Annotated in this window: 21 protein-coding genes; 12 read left to right on the top strand and 9 right to left on the bottom strand. The window is 70.1% G+C overall.

The features are described from left to right. The 6 genes from iscB to ACIBO2_RS37900 all read left to right on the top strand — a co-directional run. Positions 1-1,051 (top strand): RNA-guided endonuclease IscB (gene iscB / locus ACIBO2_RS37925; protein ID WP_397303241.1); only part of this gene is annotated, 1,051 nt, incomplete at its 5' end. An 87-nt stretch (positions 1,052-1,138) separates the two neighbouring features. After that, a complete protein-coding gene (locus ACIBO2_RS37920) occupies positions 1,139-1,936 on the top strand; it encodes an ABC transporter permease (RefSeq protein WP_358557094.1) in 798 nt (265 codons plus the stop codon). Positions 1,937-2,433: 497 nt separating this feature from the next. Then, a complete protein-coding gene (locus ACIBO2_RS37915) occupies positions 2,434-2,955 on the top strand; it encodes a YbhB/YbcL family Raf kinase inhibitor-like protein (RefSeq protein ID WP_358557091.1) in 522 nt (173 codons plus the stop codon). A 183-nt stretch (positions 2,956-3,138) separates the two neighbouring features. Beyond that, a complete protein-coding gene (locus tag ACIBO2_RS37910) occupies positions 3,139-4,854 on the top strand; it encodes a hypothetical protein (protein WP_397303238.1) in 1,716 nt (571 codons plus the stop codon). A 118-nt stretch (positions 4,855-4,972) separates the two neighbouring features. Next, a complete protein-coding gene (locus tag ACIBO2_RS37905) occupies positions 4,973-7,189 on the top strand; it encodes a bifunctional SulP family inorganic anion transporter/carbonic anhydrase (protein ID WP_358557086.1) in 2,217 nt (738 codons plus the stop codon). A 33-nt stretch (positions 7,190-7,222) separates the two neighbouring features. Next, on the top strand, positions 7,223-8,239 hold the full coding sequence (locus ACIBO2_RS37900) for an NAD-dependent epimerase/dehydratase family protein (RefSeq protein ID WP_397303236.1): 1,017 nt from the start codon (positions 7,223-7,225) through the stop codon (positions 8,237-8,239). A 231-nt stretch (positions 8,240-8,470) separates the two neighbouring features. On the opposite strand, the gene ACIBO2_RS37895 is transcribed toward ACIBO2_RS37900, so the two are convergent. Together ACIBO2_RS37895 and ACIBO2_RS37890 are read right to left on the bottom strand one after the other, a co-directional pair. Further along, positions 8,471-9,388, bottom strand: a complete 918-nt coding sequence (locus ACIBO2_RS37895; protein ID WP_397303233.1) for a TlpA family protein disulfide reductase — start codon at positions 9,386-9,388, stop codon at positions 8,471-8,473. After that, positions 9,385-11,274, bottom strand: a complete 1,890-nt coding sequence (locus ACIBO2_RS37890; RefSeq protein WP_358557078.1) for an ABC transporter ATP-binding protein — start codon at positions 11,272-11,274, stop codon at positions 9,385-9,387. The genes ACIBO2_RS37895 and ACIBO2_RS37890 overlap by 4 nt, the downstream gene beginning before the upstream one ends. A gap of 274 nt (positions 11,275-11,548) precedes the next feature. On the opposite strand from ACIBO2_RS37890, the gene ACIBO2_RS37885 reads away from it, so the two are divergent. Further along, positions 11,549-11,719: an SflA family class IV lanthipeptide gene (locus tag ACIBO2_RS37885; protein ID WP_225289182.1), complete on the top strand. Its 171-nt coding sequence runs from the start codon at positions 11,549-11,551 to the stop codon at positions 11,717-11,719. 143 nt (positions 11,720-11,862) lie between these two features. Next, entirely contained in the window at positions 11,863-14,451 is a 2,589-nt protein-coding gene (gene lanL, locus ACIBO2_RS37880) for a class IV lanthionine synthetase LanL (protein ID WP_358557075.1), read from the top strand. Positions 14,452-14,454: 3 nt separating this feature from the next. Here lanL and ACIBO2_RS37875 read toward each other — a convergent pair whose 3' ends face one another. From ACIBO2_RS37875 to ACIBO2_RS37845, 7 genes are all read right to left on the bottom strand, one after another. Beyond that, the gene (locus ACIBO2_RS37875; protein ID WP_358557073.1) at positions 14,455-15,753 is read right to left on the bottom strand and encodes a M14 family zinc carboxypeptidase; all 1,299 of its coding nucleotides are present in this window, start codon (positions 15,751-15,753) and stop codon (positions 14,455-14,457) included. Positions 15,754-15,881: 128 nt separating this feature from the next. Further along, the gene (locus ACIBO2_RS37870) at positions 15,882-16,958 is read right to left on the bottom strand and encodes a TOMM precursor leader peptide-binding protein (RefSeq protein ID WP_358557070.1); all 1,077 of its coding nucleotides are present in this window, start codon (positions 16,956-16,958) and stop codon (positions 15,882-15,884) included. 368 nt (positions 16,959-17,326) lie between these two features. Further along, entirely contained in the window at positions 17,327-18,157 is an 831-nt protein-coding gene (locus ACIBO2_RS37865; protein WP_397303228.1) for an NAD(P)H-binding protein, read from the bottom strand. 111 nt (positions 18,158-18,268) lie between these two features. Continuing rightward, positions 18,269-19,690 (bottom strand): MFS transporter, encoded by a 1,422-nt coding sequence (locus ACIBO2_RS37860; RefSeq protein WP_397303225.1) that lies wholly within the window; start codon positions 19,688-19,690, stop codon positions 18,269-18,271. Next, the gene (locus ACIBO2_RS37855; RefSeq protein WP_358557063.1) at positions 19,687-20,130 is read right to left on the bottom strand and encodes a MarR family transcriptional regulator; all 444 of its coding nucleotides are present in this window, start codon (positions 20,128-20,130) and stop codon (positions 19,687-19,689) included. Before ACIBO2_RS37855 ends, ACIBO2_RS37860 begins: the two co-directional genes overlap by 4 nt. An 85-nt stretch (positions 20,131-20,215) precedes the next feature. Beyond that, the gene (locus ACIBO2_RS37850) at positions 20,216-20,665 is read right to left on the bottom strand and encodes an ATP-binding protein (RefSeq protein ID WP_397303222.1); all 450 of its coding nucleotides are present in this window, start codon (positions 20,663-20,665) and stop codon (positions 20,216-20,218) included. Next, the gene (locus tag ACIBO2_RS37845) at positions 20,662-20,949 is read right to left on the bottom strand and encodes a hypothetical protein (RefSeq protein WP_358557057.1); all 288 of its coding nucleotides are present in this window, start codon (positions 20,947-20,949) and stop codon (positions 20,662-20,664) included. Before ACIBO2_RS37845 ends, ACIBO2_RS37850 begins: the two co-directional genes overlap by 4 nt. A gap of 253 nt (positions 20,950-21,202) precedes the next feature. Between ACIBO2_RS37845 and ACIBO2_RS37840 the strand changes: the two genes are divergently transcribed. The 4 genes from ACIBO2_RS37840 (at position 21,203) to ACIBO2_RS37825 (ending at position 25,421) form a co-directional block, all read left to right on the top strand. Further along, a complete protein-coding gene (locus ACIBO2_RS37840) occupies positions 21,203-21,991 on the top strand; it encodes a helix-turn-helix domain-containing protein (RefSeq protein ID WP_397303219.1) in 789 nt (262 codons plus the stop codon). Then, positions 21,982-22,188, top strand: coding sequence for a DUF397 domain-containing protein (locus ACIBO2_RS37835; RefSeq protein WP_358557051.1), 207 nt, complete (start codon positions 21,982-21,984; stop codon positions 22,186-22,188). The genes ACIBO2_RS37840 and ACIBO2_RS37835 overlap by 10 nt, the downstream gene beginning before the upstream one ends. Positions 22,189-22,269: 81 nt before the next feature. Next, positions 22,270-23,403 (top strand): winged helix DNA-binding domain-containing protein, encoded by a 1,134-nt coding sequence (locus ACIBO2_RS37830; protein WP_397303216.1) that lies wholly within the window; start codon positions 22,270-22,272, stop codon positions 23,401-23,403. A gap of 194 nt (positions 23,404-23,597) precedes the next feature. Continuing rightward, positions 23,598-25,421, top strand: coding sequence for a protein kinase (locus tag ACIBO2_RS37825; RefSeq protein ID WP_358557045.1), 1,824 nt, complete (start codon positions 23,598-23,600; stop codon positions 25,419-25,421). Position 25,422 lies beyond the last annotated feature (1 nt).

Here is a 25,422-nt window from a genome sequence, read left to right as displayed (position 1 = left end):
TCGGGGCGCGGCGATCCGCGACAAGCTCACCGCCCGCTCCAACTACCGGCGCAGCAGAAGGTCGCGCAAGCTGCGCTACCGCGCGCCTCGATTCCTCAACCGCACCAGGCCCAAGGGCTGGCTCGCGCCGTCCCTGCGGCACCGCCTGGACACCACCATGTCGTGGGTGGCCCGGCTGGGCCGGTGGGCACCCGTGCGCGCCATCCACGTCGAACGCGTCGCCTTCGACACCCACGCCATCTCGGCGGGTAAGCCCCTGGAAGGCATCGAATACCAGCAGGGCACACTGGCCGGATACGAGGCCCGCCAATACCTGCTGGAAAAATGGGGCCGCACCTGCGCCTACTGCGGCAAGGCGGGGACGCCGTTGCAGGTCGAGCACATCCACCCCAAAGCGCGCGGCGGCTCCGACCGGATCTCCAACCTGACATTGGCGTGCCGGCCGTGCAACCAGGCCAAGAACACCACGCCCGTCGAACAGTTCCTGCAAGGCAACCCCGCGCTGCTGGCGCGCATCCTCAAGCAGGCCCAGGCCCCGCTCCGAGACGCCGCAGCGGTCAACGCCACCCGCTGGGCGCTGTGGCGGGCACTGACCGCGACCACTCTGCCCGTGGCCACCGGATCGGGCGGGCGCACCAAATGGAACCGCTCCCGCACGAACGCGCCGAAGTCCCACACCCTGGACGCCCTGCACGTCGGCGAACTCGCGCAGGTGACCGGGTGGCCGGGCCGCGTCCTGGTGGTCCGGGCCACCGGCCGCGGCACCTACGGCCGAACCCGCACCGACCGATACGGGTTCCCCCGCCTGCGACTTCCCCGCATCAAGCACGTCCACGGATTCGCCACCGGCGACCTCGTCCGCGCCACCCTCACCAAAGGCAAGCACACCGGAGTCCACACCGGACGCGTCGCCGTCCGCACCACAGGCTCCTTCAACATCACCACCGCGACCGGCACTCACCAAGGCATCAACCACAAACACATCCGCCTGCCCCAAAGAGCCGACGGCTACAGCTACACCGCAAGGCAGGAGACCACCAATGAACGGTGAACCTCAGGGCACACTCAAGCCCTCCAGGGCCTTCCCACTCCCGCTTCCTCCCCGGCGCGAACGCCGGAATATCCACGGGAGGTCCTGATGACCGCCATCACGACGACCCTGCCCGGCCGGGTCGGTCCCGGCGCCACCCTCAGGCAGACCATGACGCTGGCCTGGCGGAGCCTGGTGCAGATCAAGCACAACCCGTGGGAGCTGCTCGACCTCAGCATCCAGCCGATCATGTTCCTGCTGCTGTTCACCTATGTGTTCGGCGGTGCCATCTCCGGCTCGACCGGCGACTATCTGCAGTTCGCCCTGCCGGGCCTGCTGGTCCAGAACGCCCTGTTCTACACACTGTCCACGGCGATCGGGCTCAACACCGACATCACCAAGGGCGTGTTCGACCGGCTGCGCAGCCTGCCGATCGCGCGCACCGCGCCCCTGTCGGGCCGGATCATCGCCGACACGTTCAAGCAGGTGTGGGCGTTCGCGCTGTTAGTCGGGTTCGGGATGGTGCTCGGGTTCCGGGTGACGACCAGCGTGGCGGGGCTGCTCGGGGCGCTGGCGCTGCTGGTGGTCGTGGCGCTGGCGATGTCGTGGATGTCGGTCTTGATCGGGCTCAAGGCGTCGAGTCCGGAGAAGGTGCAGATGATCTCCTTCTCGACGATGATGCCGCTGACGTTCACGAGCAGTGCGCTGGTGCCGGCCGACACCTTCCCCGGCTGGCTGAAGGCCTGGTCCGACGTCAACCCGGTGACCTACCTGGCCGACGCGATCCGCGGCCTGCTGATCGGCGGCGAGATCGCCTGGCCGACGATGGTCTCGCTGCTGTGGTCGGCGGGGTTCGTGGTGGTGTTCGCGCCACTGGCGATCAGGGTCTTCCGCAGCCACGTGTGAGACCGGTTCCCGGCCCGGTCCGTGACCGTCTGTCCGTGACCGTCCGTCCGTCCGCCCGTGCCCCCGTGACCGTCCGCCCGTGTCCGTCCGTGTTCGCGTACCTGGGCACCTGGTTTTAGCGAGCGCTGTGCCCTGGCAAGCGGACTGGACCCGCATCGCGTCCCCGCACCCGCCGGGCAGGCCGTCCCCCAGCGTCCGCTCGATCGGCCGGTCGGGCGTGGCCATCGTCACGGCGAGGAGAACCAGCAGGCCGAGACCCGGTTCCCCGGCGATCCCCGCGATTCCCGGCCCTGCCGAGCCACCTGCGGGCCGAGGGCGGCGAAGGTCATGGATGTGGCGAAGTTCACTCCTATCTTGCCCGCATTGCACCCGCTTTACGGTCCTTTACCGACCACCGACCCTCGCGAAACGGTCGGCGCACGGCGGATAGCCGCGTAGCATCATGCGGCATGGGGCTGTGTAGCACGGCAAGACGCGTGAGACACATCGCTGTCTCTGTGACAGCGGTGGCTGTCGTGCTCGCGTCGTCCGGTTGCGACTTCCTCATCGGAAGGTCCCAGGCCAAGGAGATCGCCGAGATCAACGTCTCGAGCCCGGAGTTGCGCGCGGGCGAACCGCTGCCGCGCGAATACTCCTGCAAGGGCGCTCAGGGCAGTCCGCCTCTGCGTTGGTCCAGCGAGCCTCTGTCCGACGCCAAGTCGATCGCGATCGTGGTCGACTCTCTCTCACCATCAGAATCCGCCGTCCAGTGGGTGCTCTACAACATCCCCGCGACGACGACCGAGCTGGGGCCGAACGCCGCCGCGAGCCCGCCGGAAGGCGCGAGCCAGGCCAAGGTGACCAGCGGCAAGGCGGGCTACCAGCCCCCCTGCGTGGAGAAGGGCAGCTACCGCTTCAGCGTCTACTCGCTGAACGGCAAGGTCGATGTCCAGGAGGGCGCCCCCCTCTCCGAGGTCTTGAGAAAGATCGCGGACCAGACCATTGCCCGCGGCCGGCTCACGGTGGTGAACATCCAGTGAGACACCGCTCACTAAACGTAGTAATAGTTACCAATTCTTCACGTAGGGTGTGACAACGCTCATAGTGGTCCGACACAATCAGATCCAATCGCTAGGTGCTGGTGATCAAAGGGGGAAGGTCGCGTCGATGGCCGCGCGATCTCACCGGTGCCGCAGGGAGGCCATGGCTTTGAGGGTGGTGCAATGATCGCGGTCGTAGTCAGCTTGGTCGCTGTCGTGCTCCTCGTGCTCGTCGTCGTGGCACTGGGCATGCGTTCCATGAACCGTCGGGAGAGCTCTCTGCCTCCCGAGCGGCTGAAGCAGATGGCCGAGAAGGATGAGAGGACTCAGACGCGTTCCACGGATGAGTTCTCCAAGAGCGAACCGCGCATGAACAACTTCAGCCCTGACTTCAGTCCTATCGGCGAGGCCAAGGCCAAACCGGTACGCACCGGCCAGCGCGGCAAGCGCGGTGTGGACGAGTGGGGCAACCCGCACACCGACGTCGAGGACGAGGAGTTCTGGGCCAACATCCGCAGCGACGCGGAAGAGGGCGGCTTCGGCGCCGGCGGCACGGTCGCGGCGCGCAAGGGCGCCTCCCGCCCCGTCGAGCGTCCTTCAGAGCGTCCTTCAGAGCGCCCCTCCGAACGGCCCGCGGAAAAGCCCGCCCAAAGGCCCGCCGCGCGTACCCCCTCCGCCCGAGCCGCCGCCGAGCGGGAGCGGGAGCGAGAGAAGCAGCCCAGCGCCCAGCGCGAGCAGCAGCGCCCCGCCACCAAGCGGGAGCGGTCCGGCAAGCGGGAGCCCGCCAAGCGCGAGCCCGTCACCGCCGTCGACCCCAACGCGGCCACCGTCCAGGCGCCGCTTCCCGGGCGATCCCAGCGTTCGCGTTCCCAGCGGCCCGCCGCCGCGGCCGCCTCGTCCGGTTCGTCCGGTCTGGCAGACCTCGTGGAGTCGGCGCAGCGTCCGGCACCGACGGCCGCCGAGCTGGCCGACCAGCGCACGATGACGTTCTCCGCGCCGACGCCGCCCGACGTGATGAGCATCCTCGGCGTGGGCGCGCAGCAGGTGACGCCGCCCCAGCCCGGGGCGGGCAGCGGTTCCTTCCCGGCGGTCGGCAGCGGCACCTCGCTGAGCACGAACAGCCCGGCCACCACCAGCGGTTCGTTCCCAGCCACGCCGGCCACCAGCGGGTCCTTCCCCGCTGTCGGCGGCAGCGGCTCGTTCCCCGCCACACCGGCCCCCGCCGCGCCGGTCTCCCCGATCGGCGGCGCGCAGGCCGGCGTCCCGTTCACGGTCTACGGCGCCAACACCGACCCGCTGGAAACCACCTGGACCAACCCGCCGATCGTGCCGACGGCGTCGGGCTCGTGGCCCGCGCTGCAGCACCACGACATCCTCGACGACCCGGCTCCCGCCGCCCCGTCGAGCGACTCCTGGCCGGCCTTCGAGCCGCAGCAGCCCGCCGCCGCCCCCCGCTCCTCCTATCCGGCCTCATATGAGGTACGGGCAGGTTGGGCCGTGGCCGACGACTCCGACCCGCTGACCGGCCCCTCCCCCGCCACCGGCACCCCCACGGCGCCCGCGCGGGCGGTCTCGGCCTACGACGACGTGCTCTCGGCCCCGCCCATGCAGCCGGCGCCGCAGCACTTCGCGTACGAGACGGGTGACATCACCAGCCTCCCGCCCGGCCAGATCGCGCAGACCTTCGCGTACGAGACCGGCGACATCACCAGCATTCCGCCCGGCCAGATGCCGGCGGGCTGGGGCGAGCCGCCGGCGAACAACGCCGCCTGGCCCAACTACGGCGGCACGCCCGAGGCGGGTGCCCGGCAGGGCGGCCGCAACGGCGGCGCCCAGGGCAACAGCGGCGGGCACCGTCGCTCCACCCCCGAGCAGGAATTCCCCGACTACTACCGCTGATCGGCGGCTCCCACGCCGACCGCCGGACGGCGGACGAGTGACGGCGGCCACTCATTAATCTGTAAAGCCGCCGATGACCCCTTAAGCCCCCGGCACGCGGGGCAATAGGGTTCGACGTATGATCGGCACTCTGAGTCGCGTGCTGAGCACGCTCAGGTACGACGTACCTGCCTCGCTCGTGGTCTTCCTCATCGCGGTGCCCCTCTCGCTGGGCATCTCGATGGCCTCGGGTGCCCCCCTGGCCGCCGGGTTGATCGCCGCCATGGTGGGCGGCATCGTGGCGGGCGCGCTCGGCGGCTCCGCCGTACAGGTGAGCGGGCCCGCGGCGGGCCTGTCCCTGGTCGTCGCGGATCTCGTGCAGACGTACGGCTGGCGGGCCACCTGCATGATCACTCTGATCGCGGGGGCGGTGCAGCTGGTGCTCGGGGTCTTCCGGGCGGCCAGGGCGGCGCTGGCGGTCTCGCCGGCGGTCATCCACGGCATGCTCGCGGGCGTCGGCGTGGTCATCGCGCTCTCCCAGCTGCACGTCGTGCTCGGCGGCAGACCGCAGCGCTCGGCCCTGGCCAACATCGTGGAGCTGCCCGCGCAGCTGGCCGATATGCACGGCCACACGGTGGCGGTGGGCCTGCTCACGATCGCCGTGCTGGCGTTGTGGACGCGCCTGCCCAAACGGATCAAGGCCGTGCCGGCGCCGCTGGCCGCGCTGCTGGTGGCCGGCGTGACCGCGTGGGCGTTCGACTGGGACGTCACCCGCATCGACCTGTCCAACGCCGTCACCTCCTGGGCCTTCCCCGTGCTGCCGTCCGGCGACTGGCATCGGATCGTGGCGGCTGTGGTGCTCGTCGCGCTGCTGGCCGGGGTCGAGTCGCTGCTCTGCTCGGTCGCGGTCGACGGCATGCACGACGGCCCCCGCACCGACCTCGACCAGGAGCTGAGCGGTCAGGGCGTGGCCAACATGGTCTCGGGCGCGCTGGGCGGGCTGCCGGTTGCGGGGGTGATCGTCCGCAGCACCGCGAACGTGCAGGCGGGCGGGCGCAGCCGGTTCTCGGCGGTCCTGCACGGGGTGTGGGTGGTGGTGTTCGTCCTCGGGTTCGGCTGGACGATCAAGCTGATCCCGATGGAGGCGCTGGCGGCGCTGCTCGTCTTCATCGGCGTGCAGATGGTCAACCTGGGCCATGTCAGGAAGGTGCACGGCCACGGCGAGGTGCCGGTCTACCTGGTGACGATGGGGGCCGTGCTGGTCCTCGGGCTGGCCGAGGGGGTGCTGGCCGGTCTCGCGCTGGCCGCGCTGCTCGCGCTGCGGCGGCTGACCTGGGTCACCGTCAAGACGCGGCCGGAGCAGGACGGGCGCGTCCACGCGACGATCTCCGGCTCGCTCACCTTCCTGGGCGTGCCCAGGCTCACCCACGAGCTGCGCGCCATCCCGCCCGGCACGGCCGTGGACCTCGACCTGAACATCGACTTCATGGACAACGCCGCCTTCGAGGCGATCCACTCCTGGCGGCTGAACCACGAGCGGCTGGGCGGCAGCGTCGACATCGACGAGCTGCACGACGAGTGGTACGCGATGGCGGCCAGCGGGACCCGCCTGTCCCGGACCAAGACGCCGCCGCGGACGCCGGAGCGGTGGTGGCTGCCGTGGTCGCAACGCCACCACCGCCCCGCCCGGCACGGCGCCTCGGCTCCGGGCAACCCCCGTCCAGCCAGCGTGGAGTGCCAGCTGACGGCGGGCGCGCGGGAGTATCACCGGCGTACGGCTCCGCTGGTGCGGCCCATCTTCACCGAGCTGGCCCGCAAGCAGCAGCCCACGCACCTGTTCATCACCTGCGCCGACTCACGGGTCATCCCCAGCCTGATCACCGCGAGCGGCCCCGGCGACCTGTTCACCGTGCGCAACATCGGCAACCTGGTGCCGCGCAGGGGCGCCGAGCCGCACGACGACTCGGTGGTGGCGGCCATCGAGTACGCGACGCAGGTCCTGGGCGTGCACACGATCACGGTCTGCGGGCATTCAGGCTGCGGGGCGATGTGCGGGCTGCTCAGCGGCGGGGTGAAGGCGGGTAGCCTGCCGGGGATGCGGCGCTGGCTGCGGCACGGCTACCACAGCCTGGCCACGTTCATCGAGACCGCCGACGAACCGCTCGACGGCGGGGCGCTGGACCGGCTGTGCAAGGTCAACGTGCAGCAGCAGCTGGAGAACCTGCGGACCTACCGCAAGGTCGACGAGCAGGTGCGGGCCGGGCAGCTAGAGCTGGTGGGCCTGTACTTCGACATCAGCTCCGCCAGGGTGCACATGCTGCCGCCCCTCTCGTCTACGCTCTCCGTGAAGATATGACCGGTTTGTTGGTCGTACGCGAAGAATGTCGGCATGAGAGTACTGGTCATCGGCGGGACGAGATTTCTGGGACGAACCATCGTCGAGGAGGCGCTGGCGCGGGGGCATCAGGTCACGACGTTCAACAGGGGGCAGAGCGGGGCGGATCTGCCGGGTGTGGAGGCCATCCGGGGTGACCGCGAGGTGACCGCGGACCTCGAACGACTGGCCGACGGGCACGCGTGGGACTTCGTGGTCGACACGTCCGGCTATGTACCGCGGGTCGTCGGTGAGTCGGCGCGGGCGCTGTCGGGACGTGTGGGGACATACGCGTTCATCTCCTCGGTCTCCGCCATCGACGGCTTCCCCGGCAAGCCCGCCACCGAGGGCTCGGGGGTGTGGGACTGCGCGCCGGACGCCGGTCCTGACGACGGTGACTACGGGGTGCTGAAGGGCGGCTGCGAGCGGGCCGTGGAGCAGGGGTTCGACGGCAACGCGCTGATCGTGCAGCCGGGCCTGATCCTCGGCCCGTACGAGAACGTCGGCAGGCTGCCATGGTGGCTGAACCGGATCTCCCAGGGCGGCCAGGTGCTCGCGCCGGGTGATCCGGGCACGCCGATGCAGCTCGTGGACGCGCGGGACATCGCCGTCTTCACCCTGGACCAGGCGGAGCTCGGTACGGCCGACCGGTTCGCGGTGACCGGGCCCGCGGGCAACACCACGTACGGCGAGTGGCTGGAGCTGGGCAAGGAGGCGACCAGGTCGGACGCGGAGTTCGTCTGGGTGGACGATCGGTTCCTCGTCGATCAGGGGGTGGGGACGTTCGTGGAGCTGCCGTTGTGGGGCGGGCCGCCGTCGGAGGAGATCGCCAACTTCTGGAGCGTGCCCACGGCCAAGGCCGAGGCGGCCGGGCTGCGCGTACGGCCGGTGGCGGAGACGGTGCGGGACACGTGGGCGTGGCTGCGTGACGTGCCCGAGGCGGAGCGGTCGTACGGGGCCAAGGCGCTGCACGGCATCGCGCCCGAGAAGGAGGCGGCGGTGCTGGCCGCTTGGGCCGCCCGCTCTGCGTAGTCGTCCACAGGCCGCGGAGCGCCCGTTCTGCGTAATCGTCCACAGACCGCTGGGCGGCGGCGGGTTAGCGTCTATGGTGTCGCGCTTGGCAGTCCTTGGTCCCCCACCCTGGCCCGGCGCGGCGGCCGGTCCTCAATCCCAGGGGCCGGAGGGGCGGAGGTATCCGCTGTCAGTGGTAGCGGGACAGCCGGGTGGTCACCTCCGCCCCTCACCACGCACGGCGGCTCATACTCAAGTCCTGGTTCGGCCAGGAGCCGAGGGGACGTGGGCCAACAGGGCGTCGAGAGCGGCGGGCTCGGCCGCGCCGCCCGCCGCCAGGACGACGCCCTGCCGGTCGGTCAGTACGGCGTACGGCGGCCAGGGGATGCCGTGACGGTCGAACACCCCGGGATCGATGACCAACGGTAACCCGACCCCCTGCGCCGCCAGGTAGTCGCGGACCTGCCCCTCCTCCGCAGCGCTCACCAGGACGACATCCACCTGCTCCGCCGCGACGAAGGCGGGCAGCATGGCGCCGCAGAGACCGCAGGTCGGCGCGATCAGCGCGTAAAGGACGCCGGGCCGTTCAGAGGTGCCGGGCCTTTCAGCGGCGCCGGGCCCTTCGGAGGCGAGGGCCACCGCAGGTGGGGTCACGTCCCAGTGGGTGCCGGGGCGGGGGCCGACGCGGCCGCGCTCCACGGCTCCGATCAACCGGGCCGGTACGAAGGTCAGCACGAGGTACGCCGCTCCCACGAGCAGGTGGACGGGGGCGAACGGGGAAGGTCCCGCGACGGCGGCCATGACCGCCAGCACCGCGAGCAGGCCGGTACGCGTCATGGTGGCGGTGCCGACGAGGCCGTGGTCGCCGAAGCAGCCGCAACCGACGCTCAGCCCGCGCCACAGCACGGACGCCATCGCGGCGAGGAAGACGGCGAACAGCGCCGCCGCGAGCAGCGCGCCCCAGCGCCGGGTGGGTGGCGCGATGAGCAGCCCCGCCGCCGCCAGCTCCGCCATCACCACCGCGACGGCGGCGACGACCGTGAGCCGCCGCGGGATCAGCCGGTAACCCGCGATGTCGGCGGCGAATCCTGCCAGGTCACGGGCCTTGCTCACGGCCGCGTACAGCAGGACCGCGATCAGCGCCGTATAGGCCGACGACAGAACGATCATGTGGCCGCGTCCCGGTAGGCCTGGGCCTGCAGGGTGTACATGTCGGCGTAGAGGCCGCCCTCCTCCATGAGCTCGGCATGCGTGCCCTGCTGGGCCACCCGCCCATGGTCGAGAACGTAGATGCGGTCGGCGTACCGGACGCTGGCCAGCCGGTGCGTGATGAGGACGATGGAGCGGCCGTCGGCGTACTTGCGGATGCGCTCGAACAGGGCGTGTTCGGCGCGGGCGTCCAGCGCGGAGGTGGGCTCGTCGAAGATCACCAGGGCGGCGTCGCGGTAGAAGCCGCGGGCCACGGCGATCCGCTGCCACTGCCCGCCCGACAGGTCGTGGCCGCCTCGAAAGCGCTGGTCGAGCAGCGAGTCGTACCCCTGCGACAGTCCGGCCACCACTGCGTCGGCCCCGGCGGCGGCCGCGGCGGCGGCCAAGCGGCCTTCGTCCAGCGGGCGGCCCATGAGGATGTTCTCGCGAAGGGTCAGCGGCCAGCGGGTGTGGTCCTGGGCGATCACCGAGATGAGCCCGCGGGTGTCGAGGTCGGCCAGGTCGGCGCCGTCCCAGCGGATCGTCCCCGAGTCCGGCCGGTACAGTCCGGCCAGCAGTTTGGCCAGCGTGGTCTTGCCGGAGCCGTTCTCCCCGACCAGCGCGATGACCTCGCCGAACCCCACCTCGACGCTGATCCCGTTGAGCGTGGGACCGCTCGCCCCCGGGTAGCTGAAGGTCACCTGGTCGGCGGCCAGCCGCCCGGACGGTTCCGGCGCCGCCGTACCGGATGGCTGTCGCACGCGTGAGGCGGCCAGCTCGCGGAAGGACAGGTAGTCGCCGAAGTAGAGGCCCGCCTCGTACAACCGGTTCATCATCTGCACCAGCGCGGCGAGCGACATCTGGCCGGCGCGGATGGCCAGCACGGCCGCGCCCGCCACCGAGAGCGGGATGACGCCGACGGCCAGCAGCCCGGCGAGCGCGGCGTAGACGGCGACGGTCGCGGCGCCGGTCAGCACGTCGCCTGCGGCTTTGGTGACGGCACGGCGGCGCGCGACGTCGAGCTGCACGTCCTGTTCGAGGTCGGCGACGTTCGCGTACTCGCCGAGCAGGAAGTCGCGCAGCGCGAACGCGCGCACCTCGGCGGCGGGCAGCCGCTCGGCCATCAGGTCCGACAGCATGAACTTGCGCCGCCGCGCGGCCGACAGCCGGTAGTACCCCTGGTACTGCAGGCGCGCCGCCCGCACCGCGGCCCAGCCCGCGGGTACGACCGTGACCAGCAGCAGCGGCGTCAGGAGCGGGTGCATGAGGCCGAGCGCCACGGCCGAGGCCAGCACGCCGACGGCGCCGCCGATCACGGCGATCGTCGCCTCGACCACGCCCGCGGCATCGGGCACGCCGCTGTCGCGGGCTCTGCGCATCGCGTTGTGGAACTCGTCGTCGTCGAACGCGGTCAGCTCCACCTGGGTGGTCAGCTCGAAGAGCCGCGTCTCGGCCAGCCGTTCGACCTCTACCTTGAGCCGCGCCTGGGCCCAGGTGGCGGCGGTCAGCAGCGCCCCGCGCAGCGCGGCGGCGGCCGCGACCAGCGCCAGCGAGGGCAGCGCCGCCCGGACGCGCTCGGGCGTGGGCCCGCCGGCGAACAGCGAGGCGAGCACGTCGGACGTCGCGACCAGGCCGTAGACGGTGAAGATGCCGGCCGCCAGGTTCCCGGCCAGCGCGATGATCGTGTCGCGGCGGTGCGCCTCCCATGCCATGCGCAGCGCGGACATCACCAGGTATGGCAGGCGACGCGCGATCTTCGCCATGCTCGCCGTCAGGAGTTCGTCGCCATGGCTCTCCCAGTAGGCGAGCGCCAGCCCCGACCTGTCCGCCGCGACGTCCGGGGGACGCTTCTTCCAGAACGCTTTCATGCGGGAAGCCAGGGGATCACCCAGCCAATCTAAGTGACCGTTGTGTCGCCGTAAAGCCCTGTTGTAAACGATTCCGCCTCCGCACTGCTGGGGCAAGGAATCCTGTTCCGTGACGCCTGGACATATTTGATGAGTTGTGAACATAATGCGTCCGTTTGGCCGCGACAGGCGATTCCCATCGCGGTCAAGGCACGGGTAACGGCACTTATCCAGCGCCGTCCCGAGGCTCAAGCCCCACATCGGCCGCCTACCGGTGGCCAAGGAAGGAGCCCTCATGTCCGTTCTTACACTGGAGCCCCGCGACGCGGGCGTTCTGGAGTACGAGGACCTCGCCGTCGACTTCGAAGGCGAGCTCACCGCGCTGCTCCATGGCCCTCAGGCCTGCGTGAACACCTGCAAGCGTACCGTTTGCTCGACGTTCCCCTGCTGCCCTTCGATCGTGTAATCGGGCGGTAACGCGTACGGCGTTCCGCGGCGGCGCGCTCCTTGCGCCGTACCGCTGTGGAAAGGCCATCGGTGCACTTCCGGTGGCCTTTCTTCGGGCATCCGGCCGGTCGGTGCAGAAGGGTTTTCTCGTTGACGGTAAATGTGATTGTTTCCCTTACCCATTTTGCCGAGTCGAACACTAGGGAAATCTATGAGGGCGACACCTGGGTCAGCGTCCACGACCCGCGTGCCACCACCCCCAACCAGGGCTGGAAGCTGCACGTCTCCGCCCGTCCCGGCACCCTGGGCGACACGCTCGACCGGGTCCTGCCCGTCCTGGCCGACGTGTCCTGCGACTTCAAGGTCGCCTGCTCGCCCGAGAAGCTCGCGGAGCTCAACTCCGGAGACCTCGACCCTGGCGCGGTCGGCAAGGCCATCACCGTCTACCCGCGGCCCGAAGAGGTCGTCCCCCTCGGTCACCGACTGGCCGAGGCGCTGGCGGGGCTGGCCGCGCCGCGCATCGTCAGCGATCGCCAGGTGCGCCGCGACGCGCCGGTCTATTACCGGTACGCCCCCTTCGCCCCCCAGTACCGCGTGGACGAGAACGGCGACTTCGAGCTGATCATCGTCAGCCCCGACGGCGAGCACCTGCCGGGCGCGGCGGGACCCGAGTTCTCCTGCCCGCCGTGGGCGACCGACCCGTTCCGCCCGCAGGACGGCGTCCCCGACGCGCCTCGGGCGATCGGGTTGGACGCCGCAGAGGCGCCCGCCAGGCTCATCGGCAACCGGTACCGCATCACATCCGGTGTCGCGCGCGGCCCGCGCGGCAACGTCTACCGGGCCGAGGACGCCGACGGCCGGCCGGTCGTGGTCAAGGAGGCCCGCGCCTACGTGGGCGAGAACGCCGAGGGCTGGGACCTGCGCATGTACCTGCGCAACGACCTTCGCATCCTCAAGGCCCTGGACGGCGTCGCGGGCATCCCCACGCCGATCGACCACTTCCGGCACGGCGAGGACGAGTTCCTTGTCATGACCGACGCCGGCAGTCTGGACCTCAACCGGTTCGTCGGCGAGCGGGGCCGCTTCACCGAGAACGGCGGCGACCGGGACCTCACCGCGCTGGCGGGGCGGCTGCTGGAGGTGCTGGACGCCGTGCACGCGCGCGGCGTCGTCGTCAGGGACTTCTCCCCCAAGAACGTGGTGCTCGGCGAGGACGGCCGCTGCACGCTGATCGACTTCGGCAACAGCAGGTACGAGGGGCTGCAACTGCCCGGATGGAGCCGTGGCTACAGCGTGCCCGGCCAGCAGGCGGACCGCCCCTCCGAGCCCGCCGACGACTACTTCTCGCTCGGGGCGACGCTGTTCTTCTCGGCGACCGGGATGAACCCCATCATGATCGACCCCGACCCGGCCAGGAACGTCGAACGGACGCTGATGTGCCTGGCGCGGATGTTCCCCGGCGTCACGACGGGCGTCGTCGGGCTGCTGCCGCGCCTGTTCAGCCTCGACGCCGAGGAGCGGGTGGCGGCCGCGGCCGACATGAGGGCTGACGTGAGGGCCGGTGTGAGCGCCGACGCCGAGGCAGGGCGGGCGGGTCGTACGGTGTCGCGGTCTGACGGGGTGCGGTTCAGCGGTGCGCTGCTGTCGCAGGTCCTGGATCACACCACCCGCGTGTGCGTACGGTTCGCGGAGGGCCTGATGGACGGCCCGGCCGACGCCCGGACGTCGAGCCCGCCGGTGACGAACGTCTACGGCGGGTCGGCCGGGGTCGGCATGGAGCTGCTGCACCACCCCGAGGCCAAGACCGTCGCCGCCGACCTGGCCCGCTGGACGGCGCGCGTCATGCCGCCGACCAAGCTTCCCCCGGCGCTGTACTTCGGCCGCACGGGAACGGCGCTGTTCCTGGCCGCCGCGCGACTGACCGCCGTCCCCGAACTGCCGGACCCCGGCCCGATCGTTCTGGAGGGCGAGCAACGCGCGGACCAGGCGCACGGCGTCGCCGGCATCGGCGCGGGGCACCTCTCGCTGGCCGCGCTGGAACAGGATCCGCGCCACCTGGAAGTGGCCGCCGAGTGCGCCAGGCTGCTCGTCTCCGGCGAGGTGACGGACTCCAAGGACGCGGTGGCACCGGCCCAGGCGGGTTCGGGCGTCAACGTGGAGATGGCCTTCGCCCACGGCGCCGCCGGCTGCGCGGAGTTCCTGCTCTCCTACCACGAGGCCACCGGCGACCACGACGCCGGACAGGCGGCCAGGGAACGCTTCGAGTCGCTGGCCACCGCCACCGAGGCCATGCTCGGCGAGCTCACCGGGCCGGACGCCAAGGCCATGGGCGCGTCCTGGTGCCAGGGCGTCTCCGGCATCCTCGGCCCGCTGGCGCACGCGGCCACCACGTACGGCGAGGACCGCTACCTCGACCTGGCGGAGCGGGGCGCCCGCGCGAGCCTGGCCATCGCGCCGCAGGCATGGGTCGTGTCCCAGTGCTGCGGCCTGGCTGGCATCGGCGAGGCGCTGATCGACCTGGCGATGGCCACCGGCGACGACTCCTACTGGCGCGGCGCCGAAGAGATCGTCGAGCTGATGCTGATGCGCGCCGGCGGCGAGCTCTCGGCACCGGTCTTCACCGGCAACGACCTCGACAAGCCCGGCTACACCTGGGCGACGGGTGCGTCCGGCGTCCTGTCGTTCCTGCGCCGCCTCGACCGCCGCACCGGCTCCCGCCTGTGGACGGCGAACTGGCGGCTGCCCGTATGAAGCTCAGCGCAGGCGGCGGGCGGCGGCCAGGGCGGCCTCCGTCTGGATGGTGACGATCCGGTCGAGCGGGTCGGCGAGCTGGACCAGCTGGCCCTCGGCCTCCGCGCAGAGGCGCCCCATGCGCTCCTCCAGCGCGGCCCGGACGGCCGTCAGGTCGGCCGGGCGGTTGCCCGCCGCCGCCTCGGCCGCCAGCAGCCGCAGGAACATGGCGCAGGCCCGTAGCGGCAGGCGGCGCACCGTGTCGTGCATGCCGCTCGCCTCGGCCCGCGTGACGGTCCTGGCGGCGTCCTCCCGGTCCACCGCGCCTTCGAGCGAGGAGACCAGCAGGTCGCAGACGGCGAGCGTGTCGTCCACCGCCGCGTGGAACGGGGTGTGCGCGACGCACCGCGGCCGGACGTCCATACGCGCGCGGGCCAGCGGCTCGATCTCCTCGCGCAGCCGTACCGCGGCCGCCTTGACCAGGTGGCCGAAGGAGAGCCCGGCGTCCGAGGGGTCGTCGCACCCCGGAGTGGTCCACAGGGGCACCTCGGCGATCAGCGTGAACGTGCCGTAGCGGTCGGCGTAGTGCCAGCTCGACGCCCCGTACGTACGAGGCGCGCGCGCGTCGCCGCCCGTCTCCACGAAGTCGATGTGCTCGGCCGGCGGCAGCAGCGTGACGCCGGGACCCGCGACCTGGTAGCCGACGGTGTCGATGGGCCCCAGGTCCAGCGGGACGCCCTGGCTCGCGGCGATCGAGGCCAGCTCGGCGGCCAGACCGGGCACGTCGCGGGTGATCTGGAAGTACGCGCCGCCGAAGTCGGCGTTGTGCAGCGACAGCATGAACACGGGCCGCAGCTCGTCGATGACCCGCATCAACGCCAGGGTCTCCGGCAGCGGCCGGTCGAACTGCTTGCGCCCGGCATGGATGGGAAAGGTCCATTCGGGCTGGTCGCTCATGGACGGCCGGTAGAAGTGGCGGTGGTAGTGGCTGATCGTGTACGGGCCCGCGTACCAGCCCTCGTTCAGCCGGGCGCCGTCGGGATCCACGCACGCGATGAAGTGCCAGGTGAACCCGCTCCGCTCCGCCGCGTTCTCGCACAGCACAGAGGCCAGGCGGAGCACGGTCAGGAAGCCGGCGGGCTCGTTGGCGTGGGGGCCGCCGAACACCAGGGCGTTCTGGGACCCGTCCCCGATCGAGACCAGTTCCAGCGGCTCGCCCCGCCGGGAGGCGCCAACGAGGCGTCTGCGGCAGGTCGCGGGGAACCGGTCGCACAGCTCCCGCAGTAACGCGGCCATGTCGTCGATGGTCGGGATCACGCGCATGGGGGAAGCCTCTCAAGCGCGCGCCGCCACGTCACGTGGCCGATACAGGACGTTTCGCAACCTCGCCCGCCCCGAAGATCCCCGCCGAACGCAACCTCGCCCGCCCCGTAGGATCCCGGCCTCGCCCGTCAGGCGGGATCCCCGCAGACCTGGCAGGTGTCGAGCCGGGTGATGGGCTGCTCCGTCGTCGCCATCGTCAGGAGGTCGAAGTGGACCACCCGGCCGACCAGGGCCGGCGGGACCACGCCGGTGAGATAGCGGACCGCCTCGGCGGCGACGAACCCGGCCACGATGGCGCAGAGCGGGCCGAACGCCGGAATGCTCCGCCCCTGGTTCAGTATGGCGGGCAGCTCCCACCCATCGTTGCGGACCCGCAGCTCCTCCTCCAGGCAGGCCAGGCAGGCCGAGCTCCCCGGCACGACCAGCGGTCCCGCGATGCCCAGGTGCTGGCTGAACCCGCCCGGCAGGAGCGGCACCCCGGCGGCCACGCAGCCGGCGTTCATCCATTGGCGGATCTGCGGCTGCGGGCTGTCGGCCGTGGCGATGACCAGGTCCGCGTCCGCGACCAGGTCCGCGACGTCCCCGGCGCCGGTCAGCGTGCGGTGGTGTGTCTCCACCTTGACCTCCGGGCTGTGCTCGGCGAGCCTGCGGGCGGCCGTGTACACCTTCGGGCTCCCGACGTCCTCCGCCGAATAGAGGTATTGGCGGTGGAGGTTGGACTCGTCGACGTCGTCCTGGTCGACGAGCCGTAGCCGCCCCACCCCGGCGGTCGCCAGTTGCAGGGCGACGAAGCCGCCGATCCCGCCGACGCCGAGGACGGCCACCGTACGCCCGGCGAGGTCCCCGGCCATCTCGGCGGCCCGTGACGCGGGCTGGAACATGGAGAAGAACAGGGCCTGCCGCGACGTGGGAACGTGGCGCGTCAGCAGCTCGACGTCCTGCTCCTCGACCAGGATCCGGGCCGCGAGCAGAGCGGTGATGGCCTGGTCCACCTCGGCCGCCGTGACGCCGCCGATCCCCGCCGTGAGGCTGACCAGTTCCTCGCGGGGCAGGGCGGTGGAGGCGCACCGCCGTACCAGCTCGCGTAGGGCCGGAGAGGCGGACTTGAGCACCTTTCCGGTGCCCGGCAGGTCGCCCAGCCGGACTAGTTCGCGACGGTCCTCAATGAACAGGGGAAACGCCGGGTTGACCAGAACGCGCGACAATTATCCGCTCCACGTCAGAAAAAGGCGCGGGATCGGCGACCCGGGTGGCCACCAATCCCGCGATGAGTATCAGCTGTTGCTGTTACCGCACGTGAGCTCCACTGCCTCTATCTCGGCAATCGTGATCTCCATGCAGTCCCCCCTCCTGATGATGCTGGGACATTTGGGGCTATAGCGAAGAAATGTCCTCGAGCGAGGAAGGTAGTTTCCCCAACCGCCAGTGTCCACCGCTTTGGGGATAAATGACCCACTTGAGCCAGTTTGTTCAGTAGCCCGTCTCCGAAACGGGCTTTACGGGGAAGCCCTATCAGGCCGGTCAAGGCGCCGCGGCCGTTGGCCTGTTCCACCGGCGGCCGTCGGTTCGGCTCCTACTCGTCACGGACGAGCGGCTCGAAGGCGTGCGCGTGCTCGGCCGCCCACGAGCGGAACGTGCGCGCCGCGGTCGCGGCCACCTCCTCCACAGTGGCGGTGACCGGCGCCGGGCCGAGCGTCATCTCGGCCTGGGCGCGCAGGATGCCGTCCACGGCCGCCGCCGGCCAGCCGCGGGCCAGCATCTGCCGCCGCGCGTCCTCCGGCGAGGTCTCCTCCCAGCGCACGGGGTGGCCGATCACCTCGCCGATGACGCGTACCTGCTCGGCCTGGGTCAGGGAGTGCGGCCCGGTCAGCTCGTACACGGAGCCGGCATGCCGGTCCTGGGTCAGTGCCCGCACCGCGACCGCGGCGATGTCCCGCTCGTGCACGAGGGACATCGCGGCCTGACCGTACGGCTCCCGCACCACTCCCCCACCGCGGATCTGCTCGGCCCAGCGCAGGGCGTTGGCCGCGAAGGCATGCGGGCGCAGGATCGTCCATTGCCGCCCAGACCGTTCGATCAGCCGCTCGGCCCGCCGTTCATGATCACGCACAGCCGCCGACGACAGGTACACCACCCTGTGGGTCGCGGCCATCAGCTTGAGCACCATCTCCAGCCCCTCGGCCGAGGCGAACGGCCAGACCAGGAACACCGCCTCGACCCCGTCGAAAGCGTCGCGCAGAGAATCAGGGACCGACAGGTCACCGCGCACGCCCTCGACGGTCGGTGGCAGATCGACCGGTTCCCGGGTCAGCGCGCGAACCTCGACCCCGATTTCCACCAGCTGTGCCATCACCTGACGACCGACCGTACCGGTCGCCCCGGTGACCAGAATCCTTTGCGGCATCGTGCGCCTCCCATCAGTGTTCCACTGATGGTCAACCGTAGGAGGAACAGATGAGATGACCAATGCCTAAAAGTCTGGCATTCATACGCGATCGTCTTCGGCTTGAAAGTCTCAGACGGCAAGTCGCCCCAGGCCGCGGTCGACGACCGTGATCAGCAGGAACAGCGTCGCGGCGCCGATCATGACCCAGGCCAGCACGTGCATGCCGCCGGTGTCGGCGTGCCGGCCGAAGGCGAACGCGGACGCGGCGGACGCGACCATCGAGCCCATGTACGAGAAGGTACGGAGCAGCCCGGACGAGGCGCCCATGCGCTCCGGATCGGCCTGCCGGTACACCGAGTTCTGCAGCCCGAGGTTGTTGAGCCCCTGCGGCACGCCGAACACCAAGGCGACGACGAGCAACGTCCAGACCGGGCTGTCCGCGTACAGGAACAGCATCAGCACGCACGCGACGATCTGTCCGACCGCGCCGACGACGAGCTTGCCCCACACTCCCTTGCGGCGGCCGGTGAGCGTGGAGACGACGATGGCCAGCAGGAACATCGGCAGCTGTACGAGCCCGGCCTGGGAGGCGGACAGGCCGCGGCCCTCCTCCACCCACTGGGTGAAGCCGAAGAGGAAGGCGTAGGCGACGACGTACGCGACCAGGGCACGCGCGTAGGTGGCGAGCAGGGGGCGGTTGCCGCCGAGCACTCGCAGGTCGATGAACGGCTCGAAGGCGCGCAATTCGCGCCACACGAACGCGGCGGCCGCCGCGGCGGCGATGGCGAGCAGGTACAGCGCCCCGACGCTCAGGTTCATCAGGAACAGCAGCAACGCCATGAGCATTACCGTGAACAGCCCGGCGCCGGGGAGATCCAGTCGCGCGGCGATGCCGCCGCGGCTGCTGGGCGGAGTTTTCGGCAGCCGCAGCGCGCCGAGGATCAGCGCACCGGCGGCGAGCGGGATGTTCAGGGCGAAGGTGGCCCGCCAGCCGCCGACGCCGATCAGCAGACCGCCGAGCGCGGGGCCGATGACCGCGACGGTCTGGGTGGCGACGGCGAGTGTGGTGAGCACCCCGCGAGGATTGTCGTTCCCGGTACGGTCCGCCTCGCGGCGCAGCAGCGACATCGCGGCCGGGTATCCGGCGCAGGTGCCGAAGCCGAGCACCACCCGGGCCGCGATGAGGACGCCCAGGTTGGGGGCGTACATCCCGACGACGCCCGCGACGCCGACGAGGGCGGCGCCGATCAGGAAGAGGCGGCGCGACCCGAAGAGGTCGATGAGGCGCCCGACGACCGGCTGCCCGAGCGCGGTGGCGAAATAGAGCGCCGAGACGAGCCAGGCGGTCTCCGAGGGCGGGGCCCCGAAGGCGACGCCGATGGGGACGAGCGCGACAGCGATGATCGTCGAGTTGATCGGATTGAGCACCGAACCGAGGATCATCGGCGGTATCAGGCGACGATCGAACCGCCCACCCGGATCGCCCCTTGCGCTGCCGCCTGCGTGCGGCGTCGCGTCGGTGGTTGCCGGGGGCTTGTTGTCGTCGCTCATGGTTCGATCAGCTTCTCCAGGACGGCCATCGCCTTCACGATCATCTGCCGCTCACTCTCGGTGCACCGCTCCTCCAGGACGCGCGCCAGCCAGGCCTGGCGGGCCGCACGGTCGCCCTCGGCACGTTCGCGACCGGGGTCGGTGAGGGTGACAAGCCGCTTGCGGCCGTCATCGGGATCGGGGTGACGCTCCACGAGCCCGAGGCGGGAGAGCGCCGCGACCGTGGTGGCCATGGACTGCGGGCGTACGCCTTCCACAGCCGCGAGATCACTCGCCGTGGCGGGCCCGTTCTGGGAAAGCCGGGCAAGGACGGACGCCTGGGAGAGGGTGATGTCCGCGGCGTCGTTCACATTCAGGATGCGGCGGCGCAGGCGGCCGATGGTCACCCGGATGGCGCGCGCGGTGCGGACGGCGGAGGCGTCCTCGGTCTTGTCACCCACGTCTCCACCTTAAGTCGCTCAGTCCAAACTGTACAGTTTTAACTGTCTTTCTCATCACGGATGTGGGGCTCCATCCGGGACATGGTCAATCGCCCTCGGCCAATCGGAACCGGACCGATCCGCCGGTCTCGTCGCGGTGGAACCCCCATTCCTCGGCCAGCAGGGCCACCAGCCACAGGCCCCGGCCTCCGTCGTCCTCTAGATTCGGGGCGCGTACGGCGGGCGCGGTGGTGGCGGAGCCGGCGTCGGTCACCTCCACCCGCACGGTCGTGCCGGTACGGGTGATCTGGACCGTCACCTGGCCGCCGAGGGCGTGGGCGGAGTCGGAGTGGGTGATGGCGTTGGTGACGACCTCGCTCAGCAACAGGAGCACATCGTCGAGCAACGGGGACGGGACGCCGACGGACAGCAGGGAACCCACCCATTCACGGGCCTCGGGAACGGATACCGCCATCGCCGGGAATTCCCTGCGCCAGGTGGCGTGCGTGAATGGCGTCTTGGGCGAGTCGTCGCAATGACGGAGCGACCTTCTCATGCGTTCACCTCCGCTGCGATGATGTCGGCGACATTGGCCGCGCAGGCCACCACCCATTTGTCACGCCGCCACAACCGCGCCCACCATGGCCGCCAGGTGAAAACCCAGCCGCAGTAACGGCGGACGGCGGCGATGTGGACCTTGGCACCGCTCTCCGAAAGCATCTCCAGAACCGGCTGGCCGCTCACGGGAACGACCAGCGAGACGCGGATGCCAAGACAGTGCAGGTCCCAGCCCAGCCGGGCCAGATGGTCGAATCTCTCGTACTGTTCGCGCGCCGTCATTTCTCTCCCGACCATAGAAAGTCATGGGTAACCTTCTTTATCTGCTGCCAGAAAAGAGAGGCTGTGCTTCAGCGTGCCTTCATGGCGCCGAGTCGGCGACCGAGTCACCAAGCCAAGGCAGCACGCATAATGACAGCCGCTGGTCAGGCGTGGTTTAAATGGTGTAGCCACTCAAAGAAGGTTTCCGTTTTTCTCTGATTAGAGAGGAAATGTGATGCACGTTGTGCCGTCTCTCGACCCGGGGTCCCCTCGCGTGCGATTCGGCTCCGAGATGCGGCGGCTCCGGGAGGCCGCCGAGCTGTCGCAGGCCGCCGTGGCGTCCCGGCTCGGGTGTACGCAGACGCAGGTGAGCAGACTGGAGAAGGCGACCCGTACGCCGTCGCGGTCCGACGCCGAACGGCTGGACCAGCTCTTCGGGATGGCCGAAGGCGTCTCCTTCACCCGGCTTCATCAGAGCATCACCGCCCAGTCCGGCAGCCCGATCTGGTTCCGGAGTTGGGCCGAGGAGATCGAGCCCACCCTCCTCGTCCTGCGCTCCTGGGATCCCCTGCTCATCCCAGGGCTCCTGCAGACCGAGGCATACGCCCGCCATGTCTTCAGTCAGGGACCGCAGGTCACACCCGAAGAGGTGGATGAACGCGTCGAAGCCCGCATGCGGCGGCAACACATCCTTGACCGGAAGAAGCCGCCCATGCTCCTGGCACTCGTCGATGCGGGTGTACTGCGCCGCAGAATCGGCGGTCCCAAGGTGATGTGTGAGCAACTCGGCCATCTGCTGGAGCTGGCCCGGCGGCCTGCCGTCTTTATCCAGGTCGTTGATCCGGAATGCGTTGCGGGCCTGGCAGGGGCCTTTATGATCGCCAAGCTCCCGAACGACCAGCCCGATGTCGTCAGCTCGGACTCACCGACACAGGCGCACATCACAACGGACCATGACATTGTCACCTCAATTTGGCAGCGCTATGAGGCGATACGGCTATGGGCTTATCCTGAGCGCATATCCCTCAAGATGATCGAGAAAGCGAGACACGCATGGACCTGAGCACTGCTGCGTGGCGGAAGTCGTCGCGCTCTTCAGACAACGGCGGCCAGTGCGTTGAAGTCGCCACGAATCTTCCCGGCGTAGTCGCGGTTCGCGACAGCAAGGACCCGGAAGGCCCCAAGCTGATCTTCACCCCCGCCGAGTGGCGGACATTCATCACCGGCCTCAAGTCCGGCGACTTCCCCCTTCTGCCCTAAAATCATCCGCATCACGCTCCCCGTCGCTGGATGACGACAGGCGCTGATGGCCGCCCGCCGTCGAAAACAAGAAACGGGGAGATGAGACTCACCGCCCGACAGCTCAATCGGGCCACGCTCGCCCGGCAACTCCTGTTACGGCGCGAATCGCTGACCGTGGCCGACGCTGTCCGCCGGCTCGTCGCCCTGCAGGCGCAGGAGGCCCCGTCACCGTATGTCGCCCTGTGGAACCGGCTCACCGGCTTCGAGGCGAAAGAGCTGGACGTCGCGTTCGCCGACCGCGAGGTGGTCAAGGCCACGCTGCTGCGCATCACTTTGCACGCGGTACACGCCGAGGACTACGGGGCGTTCCATAACGCGATGCGGCGCAGCCTACGGGCCGCGCGGCTGGGCGACTCCCGCTTCACCTCGAGCGGACTGTCCATCGCCGACGCTGACGCCCTCCTCCCCCATCTCGCGGAGTTCGTGGCCAGTCCGCGTACCAGCGCCGAGATCGAGGACTTCCTTAAGGGCAGGTACGGGGAGCCCAAGCGGGGTGCGTGGTGGGCGCTGCGGACGTTCGCGCCTCTGCACCATGCGCCGACCGGTGGGCCGTGGTCGTTCGGTGCGCGGTCTTCGTTCCTCGACGCAGGCATCACCTCAGGTCCGGAATCTGAGGACGAGTCAGTACAGCGACTGGTTCTGCGTTACCTACAAGCGTTCGGCCCTGCCACGGTGCCGGACATGGCGCAGTTCACCCTGCTCAAGCGGTCGGTGCTGCGGCCGGCTGTGCGGGCTCTGGCCGGCCAGGTCGAGGAGCTGGAAGGGCCGGATGGAGCGGCACTGTTCGATGTGCCCGGCGCGCCGCTCCCCGCTGAGGACACTGCTGCCCCACCCCGCCTGCTGCCCATGTGGGACAGCGTCCTGCTCGCCTACTCCGATCGCAGCCGCGTCATTCCCCCCGAATACCGCCCGATCGTCATCCGGCGCAACGGCGACGTCCTGCCGACCCTGCTCGTCGACGGCTTCGTCGCCGGTGTGTGGCGCCCGGTCCAGGGCGGCATCGAAGCGACGGCATTCCACCGGCTGGACGAGGAGGTGTGGAGGGGGCTCGCAGCGGAGGCCGAGGCATTGGCGGCCTTCCTGGCGGATCGCGGGACCACCGTCTATCGCCGCTACGCCCACTGGTGGACCAAGCAGTTGCCCAGCGCCGAAGTCCGCCTGCTCCCAAGCTGAAGCCCCTCGGTACCGACCTGCCCAGCGGAGCGATGACCGGAACGCCGATCGAGGCACGCGACTGCGCATGCGCCCTCTATCTCCCCAAACCGAAAGAACCCCCGGAGTGATCATCTGAAGCCATCAAGGACCTCAGCAGGCCTGCACTAGGCTTGATCAGCCGCGCGATGCTCAAGGGGAGGGAACCACCAGCTGTGCAGTCTCTGCAAGAACAGGATCCCGACCGGATCGCCGACTACCGGCTCATCGGCAGGCTGGGGGAAGGCGGCATGGGCGTGGTCTACCTCGCCCGGTCGCCGCGTGGCCGAATGGTGGCGGTGAAGATCATCCGCGCTGAACTGGCGGCGGCCCTGGATTTCCGCCGCCGGTTCGCCGAGGAGATCGCCGTGGCGCGACGGGTCGGCGGGAAGTGGACGGCCGCCGTGCTGGCCGCCGACCCCGATGCGGCATTGCCCTGGGTGGCCACGGCGTACGTCGCCGGGCCGACTCTGCATCAGGTGGTGGCGGAGCAGGGCGGGCCGCTGCCAGAAAACTCGGTGCGTGGATTGGCCTCCGGATTGTGCCAGGCACTGGGCGACATCCACGACGCCGGGCTCATCCACCGTGACCTGAAGCCGTCGAACGTGATGGTGACCATCAACGGACCGAAGGTGATCGACTTCGGCATCGTCCGCGCCTTGGACGCCTCCACCACCGGGGGCCTCACCGCCACCGGCGCGGTGATCGGCTCTCCCGGCTTCATGTCACCGGAACAGATCCGGGGCGAGAAACTGACCGGGGCGAGCGACATCTTCTCGCTGGGTACGGTGCTGGCCTTCGCTGCCACCGGGCGGCTGCCGTTCGACGCGCAGGACAGCCAGTTACACGCTCTGATGTACCGGGTGGTACACGAGCCGCCGGACCTCATCGGCGTGCCAGAGCCACTGCTGGGGCTGATCAAGGACTGCTTGGCCAAGGACCCGGCTGACCGGCCGACCCTGAACGAGCTGCGGGCACGGGAAGAGACCCAGTACCGCTCGCTGGAGCCATGGTTGCCGTCGGAGGTGCTGGCCCGGCTGGGCCAGGAAGCGGTGCAACTGCTGGAGCAGGAGGATCCCCGCACCCGGATGATCATCGCCGCGGGCGCCGCACCCGGCGCGGACCCAGTCGCCGAAGCGATGACCGTGACCCCGGCCGTCTCACCGCAACCGCTCACTGCCAGGCTCACCATGACTTTGGCTGATTCCAAGGCCCCTGTCGCCGGCGATCAGCCGCATCAGCAGGCTGCCGGAGCTGTGCGGTCGGAGGCACCACAACTTCGGCTGGTCGACGAACGCCGCCGCGCGCGCGGCCTTACGCTGCCGGCTGACGGGTACCGGGCCGCGGTCTACTGGCTCCTTGCCCTCTTTGCCTTGGTCTCCGTACTCACAGTCGTCCAGCAGCTCGGTGTCGTCGTCGGCGGAGTACACCAGGACGGGCTATTCGCCTTATGGGAATCGCGGTCAGCAATCGAGGACATCTCCTACGTCCTGTTGGGCGCCCAGGTCCTCTTCGGCGTCGGGCTGGTGGTGGGCTGGCTGATCTGGTTCGTCCGAGTACGCGCCGTCGCCGAGCGGCTCGCGCCCGGGCAACTGCGCTACCGCGAGTCCATGGCGGTGGTCGGCTGGTTCATCCCGGTGGGGAACCTCTTCCTCCCCAAGCAGATCGCCAACGACGTTTGGCATGCCTCCAGCCCGCCCGGCCGGGGCGGTGGCATGGGCCCCGCTGGTCTGCTGCACGCCTGGTGGTTCGTCTGGCTGGCTACCTTCTTGACCTGGCCTCTCTACTGGACCCCATGGATGGAGACGGGCAAGATGCGATATCCCGACGGGGACCAGCCCTCCTGGTACGACTTCCAGCTGCTGACCTGGTTCAGCATGGCAGTGCACGTGCTGGTTGTGCCGGCAGTGGTCGTCGCGGCTCTCTATGTCCATCGGCTGACCGTCATGCAGGCGGCCAAACTCGACGAGCGACCGCTCACCGGCGCCTCGGCGGTGTGAC

Source organism: Nonomuraea sp. NPDC050022 (genome assembly GCF_044460705.1).
In the GTDB taxonomy this organism is placed as follows: Bacteria; Actinomycetota; Actinomycetes; order Streptosporangiales; family Streptosporangiaceae; genus Nonomuraea.
Note: the sequence above shows the minus strand (reverse complement) of the source record. Positions and strands in the feature narration are given on the sequence as shown.